We start from the raw sequence: 18,375 nt of genomic DNA on the forward strand, positions 1-18,375 counted from the left end.
GATTAATCAGTTACTTTTTCTGCAATTTTTCTTTGGTCACGAGCTTGATTATAAATCAGTTCTAGTAATTCTCTGATGTTTTTGAGCTCAGTAAGATGAGAAATATTTTTAGGATCTCGTCTGTCATAGAATTCATTTTCGGTGATTTCTTCTTTTCTTTTTTCTAAAAGTTCATTTACCAAATCTTCTGGTGTAAGTTTGCTTTCTGCAAAATCATCTTTTCTAATTTCTTGTTTTTGTAAAATCGCAATAGTACGAGAAAGTTCAGCATTAATCTTATTTTTCCAATTTTCGAAGTCTATTTCACGATAAACCGCGTTTTTTTGTGCATACTGAGAAAGAGATGCGCTGTAAGCGGTAAAAAGGTGAGAAGTGGTCACGAATTGGTGAACGTTTTCTAGATTTTTCTGTTGACCTTTTGGGTCAGAAAGCATTTTCTGGAAATTATCTGAAAGATTGGCCAAACTTACTACAGCGTGTTTTCGGCTGATTTTATAGTCTTGAATAGGAATGTTTTTTTGCTGAAGAATCTCAATGATAGTATTCAAATATTTATGATTGGCAAGGATGTAATTCAGCATAAAAGTTCTGTTTTTCTGATGTTCCCAAACGGGCAAAACCAAGTAAGAAACCAGAAATACAATGACTCCAGCAATTGCTGTGTCAATCAACCTTTCCATAAAAAGTTCTGAGAAGTCTCCAGGTTTTAGAAAGTTGAACATCAAGAAAATATAAATCGTCATAAAGAAAACAGACCACGCATATTTATCTTTGAGAAAACTGAAAGTGAGCACCAAACAGATTAGGAAAATCACAAATTGTGTAGGAGGATTGGTGATGAAATAGATCACAAACAATCCAGCAGCAGCACCGCCGATTGTTCCGTATAATCTAAGGATATTTCTGTGTTTGGTAATGCTGTAAGCAGGTCTCATAATCGCCAAAATGGTGATGAGAATCCAGAACGTTTTTTGAATATGAAAAATTTCAATTTTAGAAATAGCGTAACCTACTAATAATGCGGTAGTTATTCTTACGGCGTGTCTGAAATGATTCGATTTGATAGAGAAATTTTCTAGGAAAACTTTTGAGTTAAGTTTTTCATCTTTTTGTACGAATTTTTCTAAATCTAAGCCTGTAGAAAGGCTTTTTGCCAATTTGATATCTTGAGATTTTAAAAGATATATTTTTTGAGTTTCTTCTGAAATGGCAGAAATTCTGTGCATTATTTGTCTCAAAATCATGAAATCCTCAAGCGTTTCAGCGTTCAGGTGTTGATTTCTGAGTTGGTAGTATTCTTCGTGTAAGGCATGAAGTTCTGCAGAAATATCAGCAATGGGAGCGGTTTTTAATCCACCTTGAATAGAAATCCCGATGTGAACCAATTCATTCGATAATAAATTGAGGTAATTGTGGATTTTTTCTAAAATATTTTTATTTCCAAAAGTATTTTGGAGTTTTCGGTAGTCATTGGTTGAGGTCAATAAAATTTCGTAAAGGTCAAGTGAATTGAGGAAAAGCTGCATTAGTAATCTACTGGTAGAAGTAGATTCTCTTACGATTTGTCGGGTTTTGAAAACCACTTCTCTTGTCGCTTCTTGGTGTTCTTTGATTCTGACTTGTAATGCAAAAATTTGCTTATACAAAACATCGAAATCTGGCTTAGAATGGTAAAAATGAGCTTTTAGTTTCAAATAATTACCGAGTTCTATGTAATTTTCGCCAATCATTTGTTCTGCCAGTTTATAAGGTTTTATTACCGTTACCAGCATGAAAACCAAGATGAACCAAATTCCACCTAAAGTAAAAACCAATGCATTATAAAACGCAGAATGACCACCAGGAGCGCCATCTATAAAAATGGCTAAAACGACTAATGTGAGGGAACCTACTGCTGCTAAACGTTGTCCGTAAACGCCTAACATGGTAAAAAACATCCCGAAAATGATTATTTCTAAAAAAATTAGCGGTGGGAAATCTTTCAGCAATCCTGCAATCAGCGAGACAAAGAAATAAAATCCAGAGGCAACGATGAGTGCGTTTCTTCTTCGGTGAAAAGGACCTGTAGAATCCGTAAGTGCTAGGAAAAGGGTTCCGAGTGGAAATAAGAAAAATTCTTTCAGCAAACCTAAATACGCCAAAATAATACTCGGGATTACAACGGCTAAAGCAATTCTGGTTCCTGAGTAAATATATTGACTGGTAATAAATTTTTTAAGTTCCGAAGCATAATTCATTTTGCAAAGATAGCAATTGTCTCGTAAGTCTGAGATTCTGGAATATTACTAAACTCTGAATTTTTGTAAAAAAACACCGCGCCGAATTTTCAATTCGGCGCGGTGAAAAAAATATTTTATTAATCGTTAATAATCTTCATTATTGTAAGATTCTTCGCCAATATTCCAAGTAAGACCAAATCTTAAGGTATTGTCTAAAGCTGAATTAACTTTAGATGTATTAACAAGGTAAGATAAATCTAAACCAAAAGAATTATAATTAAGACCTACACCAACTGTAGCATATTGTCTTCCTCCTTGGAGCTCACTTTCTCTAAAAAAACCTGTTCTTACAGCAAAAGCATTATCATAAGAGTATTCTACAGAACCGCTGTACATAATACTTTCTTTGTTGCTGAAAGATTTTCCGATTCCTTCTATTACCCCCACATTTGGAACGTTTCCAGCGCTGTCTGGTCCAGGAACAAGTAATTTAGAAGCTTCTAAAGTTACACCCACTTTGTTTACTTCGTCTAGAAATAAATCATAACCAGCACCTAATCTGAAAGAGGTAGGTAGATAAGAACGTGAGTTTTCGTCTCCAGTATAATCTAATCTTGGACCTAAATTTTGAATTGCCCAACCAGCTCTTACTCTTCCTTCATAATCACCAAAACTGGTGTGTTTATAAGTTTGTAAGTACCCCGAAACATCTACTGCGAATGAATTGGCTGGTTTCAATGAACTGTCAGTATTGAACCCTCCAGATAAATCAGAACGAATAAACCTACCTGTTACAGCCATTGAATATGTATCTGATAATTTTAAAGCATACGCCAAATCTATAGAAAACTCATTTGGTTTTATAGTACCAGAACTTAATTCTGGAGTTTCTAGGGAGCGTAAATCTACCTCTCCCATATTGAAATAATAAATACTAGCAGAAAGAGATGAACGGTCTTCTTCTCCTAGCATGGTATTAAAACCTAAATACATTAAAAATACATCATTCGTTAGTTTTCCCATCCATGGAGTATAACTTACTGCGGCAGAAGAGGTATTTCTACTAAATGGATATTTAGAAGCATTCCAAAATTGTGAAAAAGCATCTGCGCTTGTTGCCACACCTTGGTCTCCTAAACCTCCAGCTCTAGCATCTGGAGAAATCCTTAAAAAAGGAGCTCCTGTAAGCACAGGATTAGTACTTTGCGCCATCGCCAAACTTCCGATTCCAATACTTAGTCCTAAAAAGAGTTTTTTTGTTAATTTCATATTTGTTTTTTCTATTTTAAAATCACTAATTTTTCTACTAAAGAGGCAGTTCCTTTACATTTTTCTTGATTTTGACTCTTTACTAAAACTTTGTAAATATAAGTTCCTTTACCAACTGGAGCGCCAAAATCATCATTTCCGTCCCATTCTATAGCAGTTCTGTGTGTTCTATATCCTTCTAAAAATGGAGTAGAAGTCACTGTGGTACTGAATGTTCGTACTAATTTTCCAGTGATTGTATAGACTTGAACATTTACTTCTAAAACATCATCACAATTGTGTTCAAACTGTATATACGTTTTATTGGTAAAAGGATTCGGCCAATTTAGTAATTTTTTAACAACTAAATTTTCGGCTTCTGGGTCTCTTACTACAAAGTTTAACGTTTGAGTAGTCGAATTATTGTTAATGTCCCAAACTTTAAAGGTCAATTGGTGATTTCCAGGTTTTAAATTCTGGAAAGGATAGAGTACAGAGCCTTTCTGATAGTCCAAGAAAGAAGCGTTAATACAACCATTTCCTATTCCCGGAGTGTAAAAATCGTTCAGAACAGTGGTATTGATAACTTCGCCGTCAAGAATTACAGTGATGTCATGACCAATTCCCGAACCTGTAGAGTTAATTCCTGTATTATCTGTTACACAAGCCAAAAGATTTGGATTAGAGTCTGTAATTCCTCCATCTACAAAATTGGTGTTGTTTAAGTACAATTGAACCTTTGGAACTTCATTATCATTAATTCCGTTTGGATTTATGTCTCCAATTTTTTGTGTTTTATTATTGAAAACATCAAAAACATTATTATCTGCATAAGCCAATAATCTTCCGTCTCCCACAGTATAATTAATGTCTTTTGGCATGTAGAATTCTACGGTGAAAGTTCCATTGGTAACCGTTCCAGAAGCTTTCACTATAGGACTTCCTTCTTCGAAATAATTGAGAATAGGAACTAAATCCCCATCATTGTTGAGGGTTTTCTTGGCTAATTTTTTGTCAAAAATATTGATGACTACTTTACCATTAAAGGTATTGTCAATCGCTCCTGATTGATTATTGACATGCCCAGTAATTTTCACAAAATCTAGCGCTCTTAGTTGACCAACAACTGGTGAATCTATATTGTCTATGCTGATAAGATTTTTCGGTCTGCTAAGTTTGAGAGCTGGATCACCAAGAAGATTTACTTTTAAGTGGTTAGAGTCCGCACCATATTCTGCTTTTGCTGCAATAAAAGCATCTCCTACTGATAAAAAGTCATTGTTAGACAGCTTAAAAAGATTTCTGGTGAAAGTTTCTGTAAAAAGTCTTCCATAAAATGTAGCAATAGCTCTAGAAGAGGTAATCATAGAATTTGCACCGCCTTGTGGTAATTTCATCAATTGTTCTCCTGCAGATGAAGTATTGTGGTCATCCCAAAGTGTAAATTCACAAGTAATGGTACTGATAAAAGGAAATCTGCTGTAAGCGTTATTATAATTATTAAAAGCTGTAATTTCTTGAGTGGTTAAAACTCTTTCTTGAGCCCAACCGTTAATTCCTCCATGTCCGAAATAATACAGATACAAACTGTTGCTCATTGCATTCGTAATGGCTTGGTTTACCTGCGGAAATCTCTGTCCACCTGCTGTACTTTGTCCAGGGAAAGCATCTAAGTATAATTTTTTTATATTATATTCTGGTTTGTCTGTATTTCCTTCAAAATTATTGACTAAAACTGTGTTCATTACATCATGGAAGGTTCCTTTAAGATAAGGATTAGAACTAGAATCTATTCTTCCATCTTGGTCATCATCTACCACAAAATTCATTTTTAATCTCCAATCTCCAAAAGGCGAAGATTGTCCCGGAACTGCATTGTAATAAGATAGTGTTTTATCAACTAAATTTTTTGCTTCAGCAATATTTTCTGCTGGTAATCTGCCTACTGGAACATCAGGTAGAACGGCGTAAATATAAGGAGCATTTTGTGGATAAGTCATTCCAAGATAATCATCTGTCACAAAAGATGCCTCGTAGTTTTCGCTGTAGTCACTTTGATAGCTTGGGATGTTGGTTTTATTCTTAGTAGTAATATTTCTGAAATCAAAGGAAGTATCTCCTAAAATAAGTACATATTTCAGCGTTCCTGATGGAGTATTTAGTTTGGTAATAAAATCCCTAATCGCTGTTAAATCTTGTCCCCCAGAAGAAAATTCATTATATATTTTCTTTACATCCGCTACTTCTACATGATAATTTTTTTGACTTCTGTAATAATTGGCTATTCTTTCGGCTTGAGGAGTAAAATCACGATTGGTAACGATGAGGTAGTCTACATTTTTCAAACCAGACAAGTCTTGATTGTCTACTTTTTCTACAAAAAGTGGCTCAAAGGCGGCAGAATTTTTAAACGCTACAAACTCATTATTGAAATAAGGAGAGTTTGTAGTATATCCAAAAGAAAATTGCGTCCCTGAAGCTTTATTTACAATTTTTTTGGCGTTTGTAATGTCCGAAACATCCCAAATTTGCTCTATATTTTTGGCATTTTCTACAGTAAAACCGAAAGTCTCTCCAGAGCCAGTAGGAATATCAAAAACTCTAAAATTCATCTGCTCCTCATTGTATACTAAATCTTGTTTATATTGGACTTCTAAGTAGTCTAAGTAATAAGTCACAAGAGGATTGGTTGATTCTAGAATGTAATCAAACTTTATGGTATTTCCGCTTAAGTTATTAATTTGACTTTCCCATGGAATTTCTCTAATTTTAATATCAGCAGAATTACTAATAATGTAAGTGCCGCTATTTTGTCCATTTATGTTCAGAGTAATTTTATCATTCGTTGCATTTTTTACAAATATTGTAGATTTCACTTTTACAGAATCAGTAGATTTAAGAGGCGTTTTTGTGTTAAAAGTAATAGATTTATTGGCATTAAAACCATCACCAACCCAAAGTCTTCCAATATTCAGAAAATTATTTTTTTCTTCATTAATAAATTGATAGTCATCATAGCTAGTATACAAATTTGGGGAAGGATTAATATCAGAGGAAGTTACTCTTTTCCCTTCTCCTTTGTCAAAGTTGATAAAATAATACGAAAAATTTTCATATACATTTACGCTATTATTGCTAATGTGTGCCAATCTTGTATCTTTGCGCTTATAACCTTTTCCATTATTTTCATTATATAGGTTGTAACCATGAGGCCCTTGAGCGTAAAAAAGTGCATAATCATTTTCGTCCCATTTTCCATCCTCTTCGCCGATAACTTGAATCGCGTTTTCTTGTAAAGCGGCATATCTGAAATCCTGATTGAATTCTGGCAACATTAATCCGCCATTTCCATAAATCCTGAAATTTTTAGGATTAATGCTCGAAGGATTGATGCCATTATCTCTAAGGAATTTTGTCGTAATTTTGAAAATTCCAGACTTATCAACTTTGATTTTATAGAAATTTCCAGATTTTAAAGGATTTTCGGTAGTGCCCATTAAATCAGAAGTTCTAGATGTTCTTTGGTTGTTAACCGTTTTTTTTACCAGTTCAAAAGAAGTTAATCTATAAAGTGTATTTTTATCTTTTTTTATGGTTGCAATGACTACATTAGTGAGAAATTGTCCGTTGATGGTTTGTTTTTGACTATTAGTGTATGCAATTTCTTTAGTAGAAACATGATCTGCAATTAGACCAAATACTTCTTTAGCTGGAATTTTTTCCCAAATTAAGTTTTTGATATCATATTGAGAAGATTCCTTTTCTTTTTTAGAAAAAGTGAGATAAGGAACTCCATTTATGACAGAATAATTTTCATTTCTAAAAAATGGAAGATTGTATTTGAAACTTCCGTAATCCATTATTGTATTCCCTGACCATTCTACAGAAATTTTTTGACTAAAAATAAAATTAGCAAATGTCAATAGGATAAATAATAATAACTTTTTTTTCATAGTTCGAATTGCGCTACAAAATAAACGAAAAAAACAAAATTTTCATATCAAACAATAAAATAAATTTTAATCCGTTAAAAAATCATAAAAAATCTTACTTTTGATGTTTGATTAATAAAATAAATTATTTTTCTTTGTAGCTCGAAATTATCTAAAACAATTATGAAAAAACTAAAGTTTATTTCATTGCTTGCATTAGGCGCAACATTGTTTCTAACCAGCTGTGGTGGAGGCGGTAACGTGAAAAATGGAGGCGGTTCTAAAAATAAGACAGGAATGAACGGTTGGAAAACCAATGATCCAAAAGGATGGTTCTTTTCTGGAAAACAACAAAAACCAAAAGGTTGGCCTAATATGGTCTATGTAGATGGAGGTACTTTTACCATGGGGTTGGTAAAAGACGATGTGATGCATGATTGGAACAATACCCCAAGAAGAATGCAGGTAAGTTCATTTTTTATTGGTGAAGCAGAAATTACAAATGCAGATTATAGATCTTATGTAACATGGCTAAAATTTGTTTTTCCTCCCTCTGATCCTAACTATAAAAATATTTATACAGGAGCATTACCGGATACTCTTGTTTGGAATAATAAATTATCTAGGAATGATTATGCAGAAAACTATTTCCGTGCTCCAGAATACGACTATTATCCTGTAGTAGGAGTTTCTTGGCAACAAGCCGCAAGATATTGTGATTGGCTGACTGATAGAGCAAATGAAGTAGAACTTATGAAGCAAGGAATTATCAACAAGAATGACTATTACTCTAATGATTCTTTTAATCAAGGTGCAAATGCATTTAATTTAGATAAATATAAAGCAAATGATCCTGAATTAGAAGCTTATCTTAATAAGCAAAAACTACAACAAAAATCTGGTATCAAAAATTCTAACCCAAGAATTCAAGCAGCAAACAGAAATGCAACTGTTGGTTTAGTAGCTAAATTCCGTCTTCCTACAGAAGTAGAATGGGAATATGCAGCTCTTGGTTTACAAAAAAATAGAGAATACAATAACTACCTAGGAAAAGAACCTGAAATTGAAAAATTAAGAGGTAAAAAAGGTAAAAACAGAGGAATGTACCTAGAAAACTTTAAACAAGGTAGAGGTGACTATTCTGGTGTTGGTGGTTGGAATAATGACGGAGCTCCTACAACTGCAGATGTGAGACAATATCCATCTAATGATTTAGGAATTTATGGAATGTACGGAAACGTAGCAGAATGGACTGCGGATGTTTACAGACCTATCATAGACGAAGAAGCGAGCGATTTCAATTATTACAGAGGAAATATGCCACAGCAAACCGTGAAAAATGCTGATGGAACTTATAAAAAAGTAGATCCTAAAGACATGAAGTTCGAAAGATTAGCGGATGGTAGAGAAATCTACAAAGGCTTACCTGGATCTTATGAGAAAAGAACTGTTGAAGATCAAAGAAGTTTCAGAGATGGTGATTTTATGTCTTCACTAGAAGCTGGTTATGGTAAAGAAGCAGACAGTTCTATGGCAGATTACAATATGTATAATTCACCTAAAACTCAATTTATCGTAGATGATAAAGGCAGAGTTATACTACAAAGAGATAACAAACCTAGAACAACTAAAGTTTCTAACACAGCTAGAGTAGTAAAAGGAGGTTCTTGGATGGATACAGCATATTGGTTAGACCCAGGACAAAGAAGATTCAAAGAAGAATCAAAATCTTTCGGATGGATTGGTTTCCGTGTAGCACAAGATGCTAGAGATACCAATAATAAGAGAACGAAGAGATAAAATTTCTTTTAAATAATTTAAAATCCTTTCCTTTTTTGGAAAGGATTTTTTTATTTTTACCAAATGAATATTACAGATTTTTATGCGCTTTATTTACAAGCCAATAAAGTAACCATAGACAGCAGAAAAATTGAAAAAAACGATATTTTTTTTGCTTTTTCTGGTGAGAATTTCAATGCTGCTACTTTAGCTGAAACAGCTATGGATAATGGTGCTCTTGCCGTAATTGTAGAAGATAAAAATTTTGAAGATACCGCTAGAAATATATTTTATGTAAAATCTACTCTAGAATTTTTACAGGATTTAGCAAAACATCACAGAGCACAGTTGAATATTCCTATTATAGCTTTAACAGGAAGTAATGGGAAAACTACGACCAAGGAAATCATTCACGCTGTTCTTTCGCAGAAATACAATACCCAATATACTTTTGGGAATCTCAATAATCACATTGGTGTTCCTTTAACCATTCTTTCCATAAAACCAGAGCACGAAATGGCGGTGGTAGAAATGGGTGCTAATCACCAAAAAGAAATAGAGTTTTTATGCACTATTGCTCAACCTAATTTTGGATATATTACCAATTTCGGGAAGGCACATTTAGAAGGTTTCGGTGGAGTAGAAGGTGTAATCAAAGGAAAATCTGAATTGTATGATTACCTCAAATCTAATAATCAATTTGTAGTTGTGAATGAAAACGATCCTATTCAAGTTGAAAAAACAGATGGATATGATTTGGTGATTCCTTTCGGAAGAAGAGATTCTGAGTTTTATTTCGAGAAATTTACAGAGAATAATTGCGTAGGAATTATTTATAATGAGGTAGAAGCACTTTCAAAACTTACGGGAGATTACAATTTTACCAATCTTTGTGCGGCTACCAGTTTAGGTTTGTATTTCGGGATTGATTTTCATTTAATCAAAAAAGCCATTGAAGAATACACTCCAACCAACATGCGTTCGCAAATTGTGAAAAAAGGAGACAAAACCTTAGTTTTAGACACTTACAACGCGAATCCTAGTTCTATGAAGGTTTCATTAGAAAATTTCAATGATTTTATTGGAACTAAGACCATCATCATTGGTGATATGCTAGAATTGGGCGAAGAAAGTGTAACAGAACATTCTCAAATTTTAGAATTGGCAAAATCACTCAGTTTTGATGAAATCATTACAGTTGGTCCACATTTTAAAGAAGTAAATGTTTCTGGAGTGGCCTTTTTAACTACACAAGATTTAATCCATTATTTAACCGAAAATGAAATTCATTCGCAGAACATATTGCTGAAAGCTTCACGAGGAATCGCGCTAGAAAAAGCTTTGGAATTCATTAAATAAAAAAGAAAAGGTGGAAATTTTAATTTCCACCTTTTTTATATTGCAAAAACCTCGCTCAAAATCAGTTTGATGTTTTTAAAAGTATTGGGCAAAACTTCGTCGTTAATTTCGGTTTGCGTTTTCCATTCTACTTTTGTAATTCCTTCTTCAGTTTGAGGAATCGGTTCTTTTTGACCTACATAAGTCATTTTAAACCAATGCGTAGCTTTCAGAATTCTTTCCTCTTTTCCTTGTTTTTTTTCTTTATAAATATGGAAAGTAGTATTCACAAATTCTTCTAAAATAAGCTCTGCAAGTCCAGTTTCTTCTTCTAATTCTCTTAGCGCAGCATTTTCTAGAGATTCTTCTGGCTCTATTTTACCTTTCGGCAAGTCCCATCTTCCTAATCTGTGGATGAAAAGGATTTTATTTTCTTGGTTGAAAACAATTCCACCCGCAGCTTCTACAACTCGTAACATACCCGTCAATTCTTCCCAAATTTGCTCTAAATTCTCACCGTAAATGTTAATTTCTGAGGTAGAAGTATTTTCGAGCAAATCTATGGCGATTTCCAAGGTGGTGGTTTCTTCATAAGGCAAGTTCTTCTCAATGGGAATTGGAGATTTACTGATGCTTAATCTTTTTTCATTGACAAAAACTTTATACATTTGTAATTATATTAATTTTTACAAAAATATTAAAAAAATGAATTTAGAAGGAAGAAAAGTTATAGTAAATAAATCTTCTGAGCAACTTTTTCAAATGCTTAAAAATCCTGAAGATTATAAACACTTAATGCCAGATAGTTTAACCAGTTTTGAGCACAGAGAAGATGGCTTTAAATTTGGTTTAAAAGGAATGCCAGAAGTTGCCCTTAAAATCGCTGAATTGGTAGAAGGTCAAAAAGTAGTTCTGAAATCTGCAAGTTCTTCATTAGATTTTTCACTTACAGGAAACATCTCTCCAGTAAACGAAAACCAAACAGAAGTTCAGTTATTATTCGATGGAAATTTTAATCCATTTATCAAAATGATGGTAGAAAAACCATTACAAAACTTCTTAAATGCACTTACAGACAAGTTAGAGCAATTATAATAACGTTTATAAGATAATTAAAAGGTTTTAGATTTCTTCTGAAACCTTTTTTTATACCAATATTCCGCTGCAATGATTCTCTGAACTTCCAGTTGCTGAACAAAGTACATTGACCTCATTTCTGAGTCTTAAAACGCCCATAAAAGCAAAGATTAAAGCTTCTTTGAAGTTGATTATATTTTCGTCAGGAACAATCAATTCTGTCTGAGATTTTTCTCGAATTTTTTCTAATAAATAAGTATTGAAAGTTCCGCCACCAGTTACCAAAAGGGTTTTGAGTTGATTGTCATTAAAAACTTTGGCAATTTGTTCGGCAATATGTTCGGTAAAAGTAGCGATGATATTTTCAGGAGTTTCGTCTTTTAACAAAGGAAAAATCTCAGAATTTACAAATTCTACTCCTAAAGATTTGGGAGCTGATTTTTGATAAAAGGTTAAAGCGTTCAATTGCTCTAAAATTTTAAAATTAATAGCGCTATTTCTAGCAAAATCACCGTTTTCATCATAGTTTTTGCCTAATTTTTCAGCAAAATAATTTAAAACTACATTCACTGGTGAAATATCAAAAGCAATTCTTTGATGGTTTTTCTGTAAAGAAATATTAGAAAATCCGCCCAAATTGAGACAAGCATCATATTGCGAAAATAAAAGTTCATCTCCAATCGGAACTAACGGAGCGCCATTTCCGCCCATTAAAACATCTTGACTTCTAAAATCGTAGATTACGGGCTTTTTGGTTGTTAATTTTATGGCTCTTCCATCACCGATTTGCAAGGTGAATTTTCGTTGTGGTTGATGAAAAACAGTATGACCGTGAGATGCGATAAAATCTAAATCAGTAATATTATTTTTGGAAATAAATTCTTGTGTTTTTTCGCCAAGATAGAAGCCATATTCTTTATCTAACGCCAATAAATCTTCAGCCGAAAGCAGAATAGCATTTTGCAGCCGATTTTTCCATTCTATAGAGTAAGGAATGGTTTCGGTTTTTAGAATTTCAAATTCCCAATGGGTAATATTTTGGAATTTTGCATAGCAAATGTCTAAACCATCAAGGCTGGTTCCAGACATTAGACCAATGGCGAAATATGTTTTCATGAATTAGAATTAATAAACCACAAAAGATACAAAAGATATCTAAGGAAAATTTATTCAAAAGTAAAAAAAGTAAATCAAAATCCTAAATCTCTACCTCAACCTTTTCCTCTACCTTTGCCTCAATCTCAATTTCCAGAATTTGGCATTTTCTTCACATTGAAGTCTCCAGAATTGTTGTAGAAGGTATATTCTGAGAAATCATCTTTTGCATTCATTCCGTTTGCTGCGACGAAAATTGAACCGTCTTTATCTGTAATGAATACGGTGTCTTTAGTGTACATTCTTTGTTTTGCTTTGTCCCAATAAATAGACTGCATGGCAAAAGTTTGTCCTTCGTTATTGATAACTTTTACATTTCCTCTGGCTTCGTAGAATTGTTTTTTGTCAATCATTTTGGCATATTTTGCCCAAAGTTTTCCTGGAGTTTTGGGTTTTTTAGAATCATAAAATTCTAAATATAATCCTTTTCTTACCACTACATAAGGAGTGTCTACAAATTCATATTCTTCTAGCAATGGCGCTTTGAAACGCACTTTTACCATTCCAGAATCTTTTTTTACAATGTCTGCATTGTAGATGATTCTAGAAGCGAAATTGGTGCTTTTTTTATCGTTTACTTTAGCCAAATCTTCTTCGCAAGAAGTCAAAGCAAAAAATATAGCCAAACCTGAAAAGGTGACTATATTTTTAAATAATATTCTTGAGAATTTTTTTTGCATTTTTATAGATTTAACTATAAAATTTATGAATAAGTGTATTGTTCGGTTTATTCGTAAACTCTTTTCTGGAACCATTTATCAGCAAAATTAATTCCAACTTTTACGTTGAAGAAATTTTGTTGGATAAGATTGTTTTCTAAGGTTCCTCTTCTACCAAATTCTAATCCTAAATCTATCCCGCTCATTCTTACAGCATTCGATTTTTCGAAAGGTAAAGTAACTCCAGCAGTGATTCCGTATTGGTTAATATTGGTTCCGTTGATGCTAAGATTTCCTTTTTCAAAGAAAGCACCATATCTGTAAACTACACGGTTAAAATAGCTTCTGAAGTCATTATAATTTGGTAAATACCAACCACCTGCAGAAATTCTATAAGAATCTTGGTAAGAAAAAGGCTGTCCTAAAAACATGGTAGTAGAACCTTTCTTATAATCTACTTGAGCAGAAGCAAACCATTTTGCGTCATGACCATAACCAATCCCTAAAGAAGCTTCTGTAGGAATAAGATTTTTGTCTTCGCTGGTTTTGTTTTCTATTTCGGTAACGTTTAATTTTTGGTCTAGATAATAGTAATAAGTACTGTTTATGAACTGGGTTTTTACATTACCTGTGGTTCCAAATGTATAGGTAGCACCTAAGGTAAGTTTTTTCTCATTTTTAAATTTTTTCTGATAAGTAGAACCAAATGTAAAGTTAAAACTTTTAATTCTATTAGATGTTTCAAAACCATTAATCAGTTCAGCATTAGAATAAGCCAGTTCTTCTACATCTGATAATTTTCCGAAGTAGAAATTACTTCTTAAACCTACTGCGAATTCTTTGTTGACTTGATAACCAAAAGCAGCTTGAATTGTATTCAATGTCCCATCACCATAAAAACGATTTGCTTTTACAGTACTGTCTGCAAGGATTTTAGAAGTTATAATATCATATCTTTTAGAACTATAAGGTTGATATCCTAATCCAAATTTCAATTTTTTAGAAACGGGGAAAGCTATAGAAATATTAGAAAGATAATTAGAATGTTTGTTAGCGCTTAATCCATTAAAATCAGATTTTAAAGATTGGTTCTCATTGGTCATTTGAACCCTGAAAGAAGTAAGCTCTAGATTGGTGTTTGCAGCTGGATTTTTAAAATTAAAACTGTTGTTGAAATCCCAAATGTAGGCAGTGTTTATGCCACCCATTGAACTGGTTTCTACAGGGTTATCATATTTTACTTCGCCGATACCAAATGCTGCATAAGGAGAATTACCTAAACTTTGCGCTTCTACACTTAAACCAACAGCAATGAAAGGTAAAAGAAAAATTCTTTTTATCATTATCTTTTTTAATTAATGCGCAAATATCTTAATTATTACTGAAACGTGAAAGTTAATAAGCGTTAAATTTCACAGGATTAAAGACGAATTTATCAGAAAATTCATTGAATTTAACTCAAAATTGAAAAAACTTGTAGCATCTGTCTTTTCACTTTCCACCAAATTCTTATCTTTGAAACTATGAATTGGGAAGAAATTGTAGGACAAAAAAAAGTTATAGAAACGCTTAAAGATGCCATAGATAAAGAAAGAGTAGGACATGCTCAGTTATTTATTGGCGAAGAAGGTTTCGGCGTTTTAGCATTGGCTCTAGCTTATGCTAAAGAAATTCTCAAAAGAGAAAATGAACATGCTGCTTCTAAAGTAGAGCATCTCAATCACTTAGATTTACATTTTAGTTTCCCCGTTTTTACAGAAAAAAACAATTCTTTGAGTCAAAGATTGTTTGAGGATTTCAGAAATATGATTATAGAAAATCCTTACGCTTCCATTAATGATTGGAATGAAGTTTTAGACGCTCAAAACAAGCAATTGTTTATTTCTGCTGATGAAGTAGACGCGCTGAATCAGAAATTTGCGCTAAAAAGTTTCGAAGGTGGAACTAAAATTCTCATTGTTTGGCGAGCCGATAAAATGAACGTGACAGCAGCCAATAAATTTTTAAAATTTCTAGAAGAGCCACCAAAAAAGACCATTATTTTGCTTCTTGCAGAAAAAATAGACACCATTTTACCTACTATTTTATCAAGATGTCAAGCGATAGAAGTGCCTAGAATAGATGATGAAAGCTTAGAACAAGCAATCAGAAATCAATTTGATGTTTTCGAAGCAAAAATAAAAGAAGTCATTCATCAAGCGCAAGGAAATTACAATACTGCGCTACAATTGCTTCAAAATGATTCTGCGAATGAAGAATTTGAAGAACTTTTTATCGATTGGGTGAGAAATGCTTTCATGGCGAAAAAGAAACCAGAAGTTTTGAGAAATATCGTTCTGTGGGGAAGAAATATCGCTTCTTGGAATAGAGAAAAACAGAAAAATTTCTTAGATTTTTGTTCTGAGATGTTCAGATTGGCATTATTGCAAAATTATGATGCTGAACATTTGGTTTACAAACGTTTATCTAAAAACGGATTCAACTGGGAAGCGTTTACCAATTTTATTCACGGCGCTAATATTGTAGATATTTTAGAAGAAATCTCCGATGCTGATTTGCATCTTTACAGAAATGCAAATGCCAAAATTGTTTGGACGGATTTAGGCATAAAATTAACCAGATACATTCACCGAAGTGCATAAAAAAATCCCGAAATTTTCGGGATTTTATTTTTACTAAGCTGCTTTTTCCTTTTTAGCAGCACAACAAGATTTTTTGTCTTTGTTGGCTTCAGCTTTACAGTCTTTTTTGTCTTTAGAAGCGCACTCTTTCTTTTCTTTTGCGCTACATTCTTTTTTATCTTTTGCTGCGCAACAAGATTTTTTCGGTGTTTCTTGAGCCATTCCTAATGTAAATACTGATATGGCTAATACTGCGATGATTCTTTTCATATGGTTTAATATTTAGTTCATCAAAAGTAATAAAAATTATATTATCTAACATTTTACATTGATAAAATAAATCAATCAATCGTTTGATTGATTTCTAAATTTGCTTACATTTGCGCCTTCAAAAATCAAAATAATGGAACATTCTACGGATAAAAAAATTCTCTATACTGCAGAAAAACTATTTGCAGAAAAGGGTTTTGACGCTACTTCTACTAGAGATATTGCAAAATCTGCTGGGGTAAATGTCTCGATGATTTCTTATTATTTCGGGTCAAAAGAAAAACTTTTCGAGGAAATTTTTAAAGTGAGAATGAAAGAAGGACAATCTTTTGCCTATGAAATTTTAGAAAATCCGCAGCTTAATGAATGGGAAAAACTCATTAAAATTATAGGAAATTACATTAATCGTGTGAAGACTTTGCCAGAATTTTATTCTATTCTTCAATCGGTTTATAATATCAATAATAGCGGAAACGAACAGATTTTAAGTTTTCTAAGAACTTCTAAAATTGGTTATATCAAAATTTACCAAAGAATTTTAGAAGAAGGTTGTGAGAATGGTGTTTTTACCAAAAAGCCCGATTTGTTTTTTCTTCATTCTGTGATTGTAGGAACAGTTTTTTATTCTAAACAAGGCATGAATTTGTATAGAGAACTTTCTGGAAATCAATCAGATGAATATTATAATATCTATTACGACAATCTTACCCAAAATTTAACCATATTATTAAAAGACCTTTTAGGTTATGAACAAGAAAATTAGAAACATCTTTGGGATTTTACTTTTTAGCATGAGTATTTCCCAGATTTCGAGCCAAGAAACGAGAGCTATTTCTCTGAATGAAGCGGTAAAACTCGGAATCGAAAATAGCAAAAATCTAAAAATAGATGCTGCTAAAATAGAAGAAAGTACAGCGCAATTGCTGGAAGCAAAGAACAATCAGCTTCCTAGCCTGAAATTGGGAGCTACTTATTTACATCTTTTCAGCCCAAATGTTAATCTTAAAACAGAAAGTGCAGGTGCGGCGAATAGTTTGAAAATCAATGATGTAATGTACGCTTCTGCCAATCTTTCTTATCCCATTTATGCAGGTGGAAGAATAAAATACGGAATTCAGTCTGCTGAATATTTGGTAGAAGCTTCTAAATTATCTGCAGAAAATGACAAGGAAGCCATTGCTTTTAACATTTCTCAGGCTTACAATAATTTGTTCAAAGCATCTCAAATCATCAAAGTTTTAGAAGAAAATCTTTCGGCTTCACAGAAAAGAGACGAAACATTTTTGAAATTAGAAAATAACGGTTTGATGGCAAGAAATGACCGATTGAAAGCTCAGTTGCAAACGTCTAATATTGAACTTCAGCTTTTAGATGCCCAAAATAATTACAGCATTGCCAATATTAATATGGATTTGCTTTTAGGTTTGCCCGAAACTACCATTCTAAAAGTAGATGAAGATTACATCAATGAAATTTTTGAAAATCAGCCTGTTTCTTATTACTTAAGTCAAGCTTTGCAAAACAGAAAAGATTTACAAGCACTCGATTATCAGAAAAAAGCAGCAAATTTAGGAACCAAAGCAGCAAAAGCTGAAAATTTACCAAGTTTGGCAATTACAGGTGGTTATGTTGCGGCAGATATTCCAGGATTTGTAACCATTACTAATGCGATTAATATAGGATTGGGTGTTTCATATAACCTAGATAATCTTTGGAAGAAAAATTCTTCTTTGCTAAAATCTCAAGCCAGAGAAAAACAATTAGAAGCCAATAATGAACTTCTGAATGACCATATAAAACTAGAACTCAATAAGGATTTCCAGAATTCTAATTTGGCCAAAAAGAAAATAGAAGTTTATGAGCGCGCATTAGAACAAGCTACAGAAAACTACAGAATTACCAAAAATAAATATGATAATGGCTTAGCAAATATTACCGATTTGCTAGAAGCAGATGCAGCTTTGGTAGGTGCTAAAGTAAATGTAATTAATTCTAGAGCAGATGCAGCATTAGCATACAAAAAACTATTACAAACCTCAGGAATTCTTAATCAATAATCAAACTCAAATTTAGATAT

14 protein-coding genes are annotated in these 18,375 nt (G+C 32.8%); 6 read left to right on the top strand and 8 right to left on the bottom strand.

All coding sequences use genetic code 11. The annotated features are described in order from the left end of the window. Positions 1 to 2 precede the first annotated feature (2 nt). From C3729_RS07070 to porU, 3 genes are all read right to left on the bottom strand, one after another. Positions 3 to 2,237, bottom strand: coding sequence for an FUSC family protein (locus tag C3729_RS07070; RefSeq protein ID WP_104793503.1), 2,235 nt, complete (start codon positions 2,235 to 2,237; stop codon positions 3 to 5). Positions 2,238 to 2,363: 126 nt separating this feature from the next. After that, a complete protein-coding gene (porV, locus tag C3729_RS07075; protein ID WP_104793504.1) occupies positions 2,364 to 3,488 on the bottom strand; it encodes a type IX secretion system outer membrane channel protein PorV in 1,125 nt (374 codons plus the stop codon). 11 nt (positions 3,489 to 3,499) lie between these two features. After that, entirely contained in the window at positions 3,500 to 7,420 is a 3,921-nt protein-coding gene (porU, locus tag C3729_RS07080) for a type IX secretion system sortase PorU (RefSeq protein WP_104793505.1), read from the bottom strand. 162 nt (positions 7,421 to 7,582) lie between these two features. Here porU and gldJ point away from each other — a divergent pair, with 162 nt between their 5' ends. Next, a complete protein-coding gene (gldJ, locus tag C3729_RS07085) occupies positions 7,583 to 9,199 on the top strand; it encodes a gliding motility lipoprotein GldJ (RefSeq protein WP_104793506.1) in 1,617 nt (538 codons plus the stop codon). 63 nt (positions 9,200 to 9,262) lie between these two features. Further along, positions 9,263 to 10,537 (top strand): UDP-N-acetylmuramoyl-tripeptide--D-alanyl-D-alanine ligase, encoded by a 1,275-nt coding sequence (locus C3729_RS07090; protein WP_104793507.1) that lies wholly within the window; start codon positions 9,263 to 9,265, stop codon positions 10,535 to 10,537. Positions 10,538 to 10,572: 35 nt separating this feature from the next. Here the strand turns inward: C3729_RS07090 and C3729_RS07095 are convergent, their stop codons facing one another. Further along, positions 10,573 to 11,184 carry an NUDIX hydrolase gene (locus C3729_RS07095; protein ID WP_104793508.1) on the bottom strand — a complete coding sequence of 204 codons (612 nt, stop codon included), beginning with the start codon at positions 11,182 to 11,184 and terminating at the stop codon, positions 10,573 to 10,575. A 37-nt stretch (positions 11,185 to 11,221) separates the two neighbouring features. Between C3729_RS07095 and C3729_RS07100 the strand changes: the two genes are divergently transcribed. After that, complete coding sequence (locus C3729_RS07100) at positions 11,222 to 11,611, top strand: SRPBCC domain-containing protein (RefSeq protein ID WP_069797728.1); 390 nt, start codon at positions 11,222 to 11,224, stop codon at positions 11,609 to 11,611. A 51-nt stretch (positions 11,612 to 11,662) separates the two neighbouring features. Here the strand turns inward: C3729_RS07100 and C3729_RS07105 are convergent, their stop codons facing one another. The 3 genes from C3729_RS07105 to C3729_RS07115 form a co-directional block, all read right to left on the bottom strand. Beyond that, on the bottom strand, positions 11,663 to 12,709 hold the full coding sequence (locus C3729_RS07105; protein ID WP_104793509.1) for an anhydro-N-acetylmuramic acid kinase: 1,047 nt from the start codon (positions 12,707 to 12,709) through the stop codon (positions 11,663 to 11,665). A gap of 125 nt (positions 12,710 to 12,834) precedes the next feature. Further along, positions 12,835 to 13,428 (bottom strand): LPS export ABC transporter periplasmic protein LptC, encoded by a 594-nt coding sequence (lptC, locus tag C3729_RS07110; protein ID WP_069797716.1) that lies wholly within the window; start codon positions 13,426 to 13,428, stop codon positions 12,835 to 12,837. Between the two features lie 47 nt (positions 13,429 to 13,475). Then, entirely contained in the window at positions 13,476 to 14,747 is a 1,272-nt protein-coding gene (locus C3729_RS07115; protein ID WP_411266653.1) for a hypothetical protein, read from the bottom strand. A gap of 183 nt (positions 14,748 to 14,930) precedes the next feature. Between C3729_RS07115 and C3729_RS07120 the strand changes: the two genes are divergently transcribed. After that, entirely contained in the window at positions 14,931 to 16,049 is a 1,119-nt protein-coding gene (locus C3729_RS07120) for an ATP-binding protein (protein WP_104793511.1), read from the top strand. Positions 16,050 to 16,082: 33 nt separating this feature from the next. Here the strand turns inward: C3729_RS07120 and C3729_RS07125 are convergent, their stop codons facing one another. Beyond that, on the bottom strand, positions 16,083 to 16,298 hold the full coding sequence (locus C3729_RS07125) for a hypothetical protein (RefSeq protein WP_069797345.1): 216 nt from the start codon (positions 16,296 to 16,298) through the stop codon (positions 16,083 to 16,085). A gap of 133 nt (positions 16,299 to 16,431) precedes the next feature. On the opposite strand from C3729_RS07125, the gene C3729_RS07130 reads away from it, so the two are divergent. Then, entirely contained in the window at positions 16,432 to 17,061 is a 630-nt protein-coding gene (locus C3729_RS07130) for a TetR/AcrR family transcriptional regulator (protein ID WP_104793512.1), read from the top strand. Then, complete coding sequence (locus tag C3729_RS07135; RefSeq protein WP_104793513.1) at positions 17,045 to 18,355, top strand: TolC family protein; 1,311 nt, start codon at positions 17,045 to 17,047, stop codon at positions 18,353 to 18,355. The genes C3729_RS07130 and C3729_RS07135 overlap by 17 nt, the downstream gene beginning before the upstream one ends. Positions 18,356 to 18,375: the final 20 nt, after the last annotated feature.

It is taken from the genome of Cloacibacterium normanense (assembly GCF_002943105.1).
Taxonomy (GTDB): domain Bacteria; phylum Bacteroidota; class Bacteroidia; order Flavobacteriales; family Weeksellaceae; genus Cloacibacterium.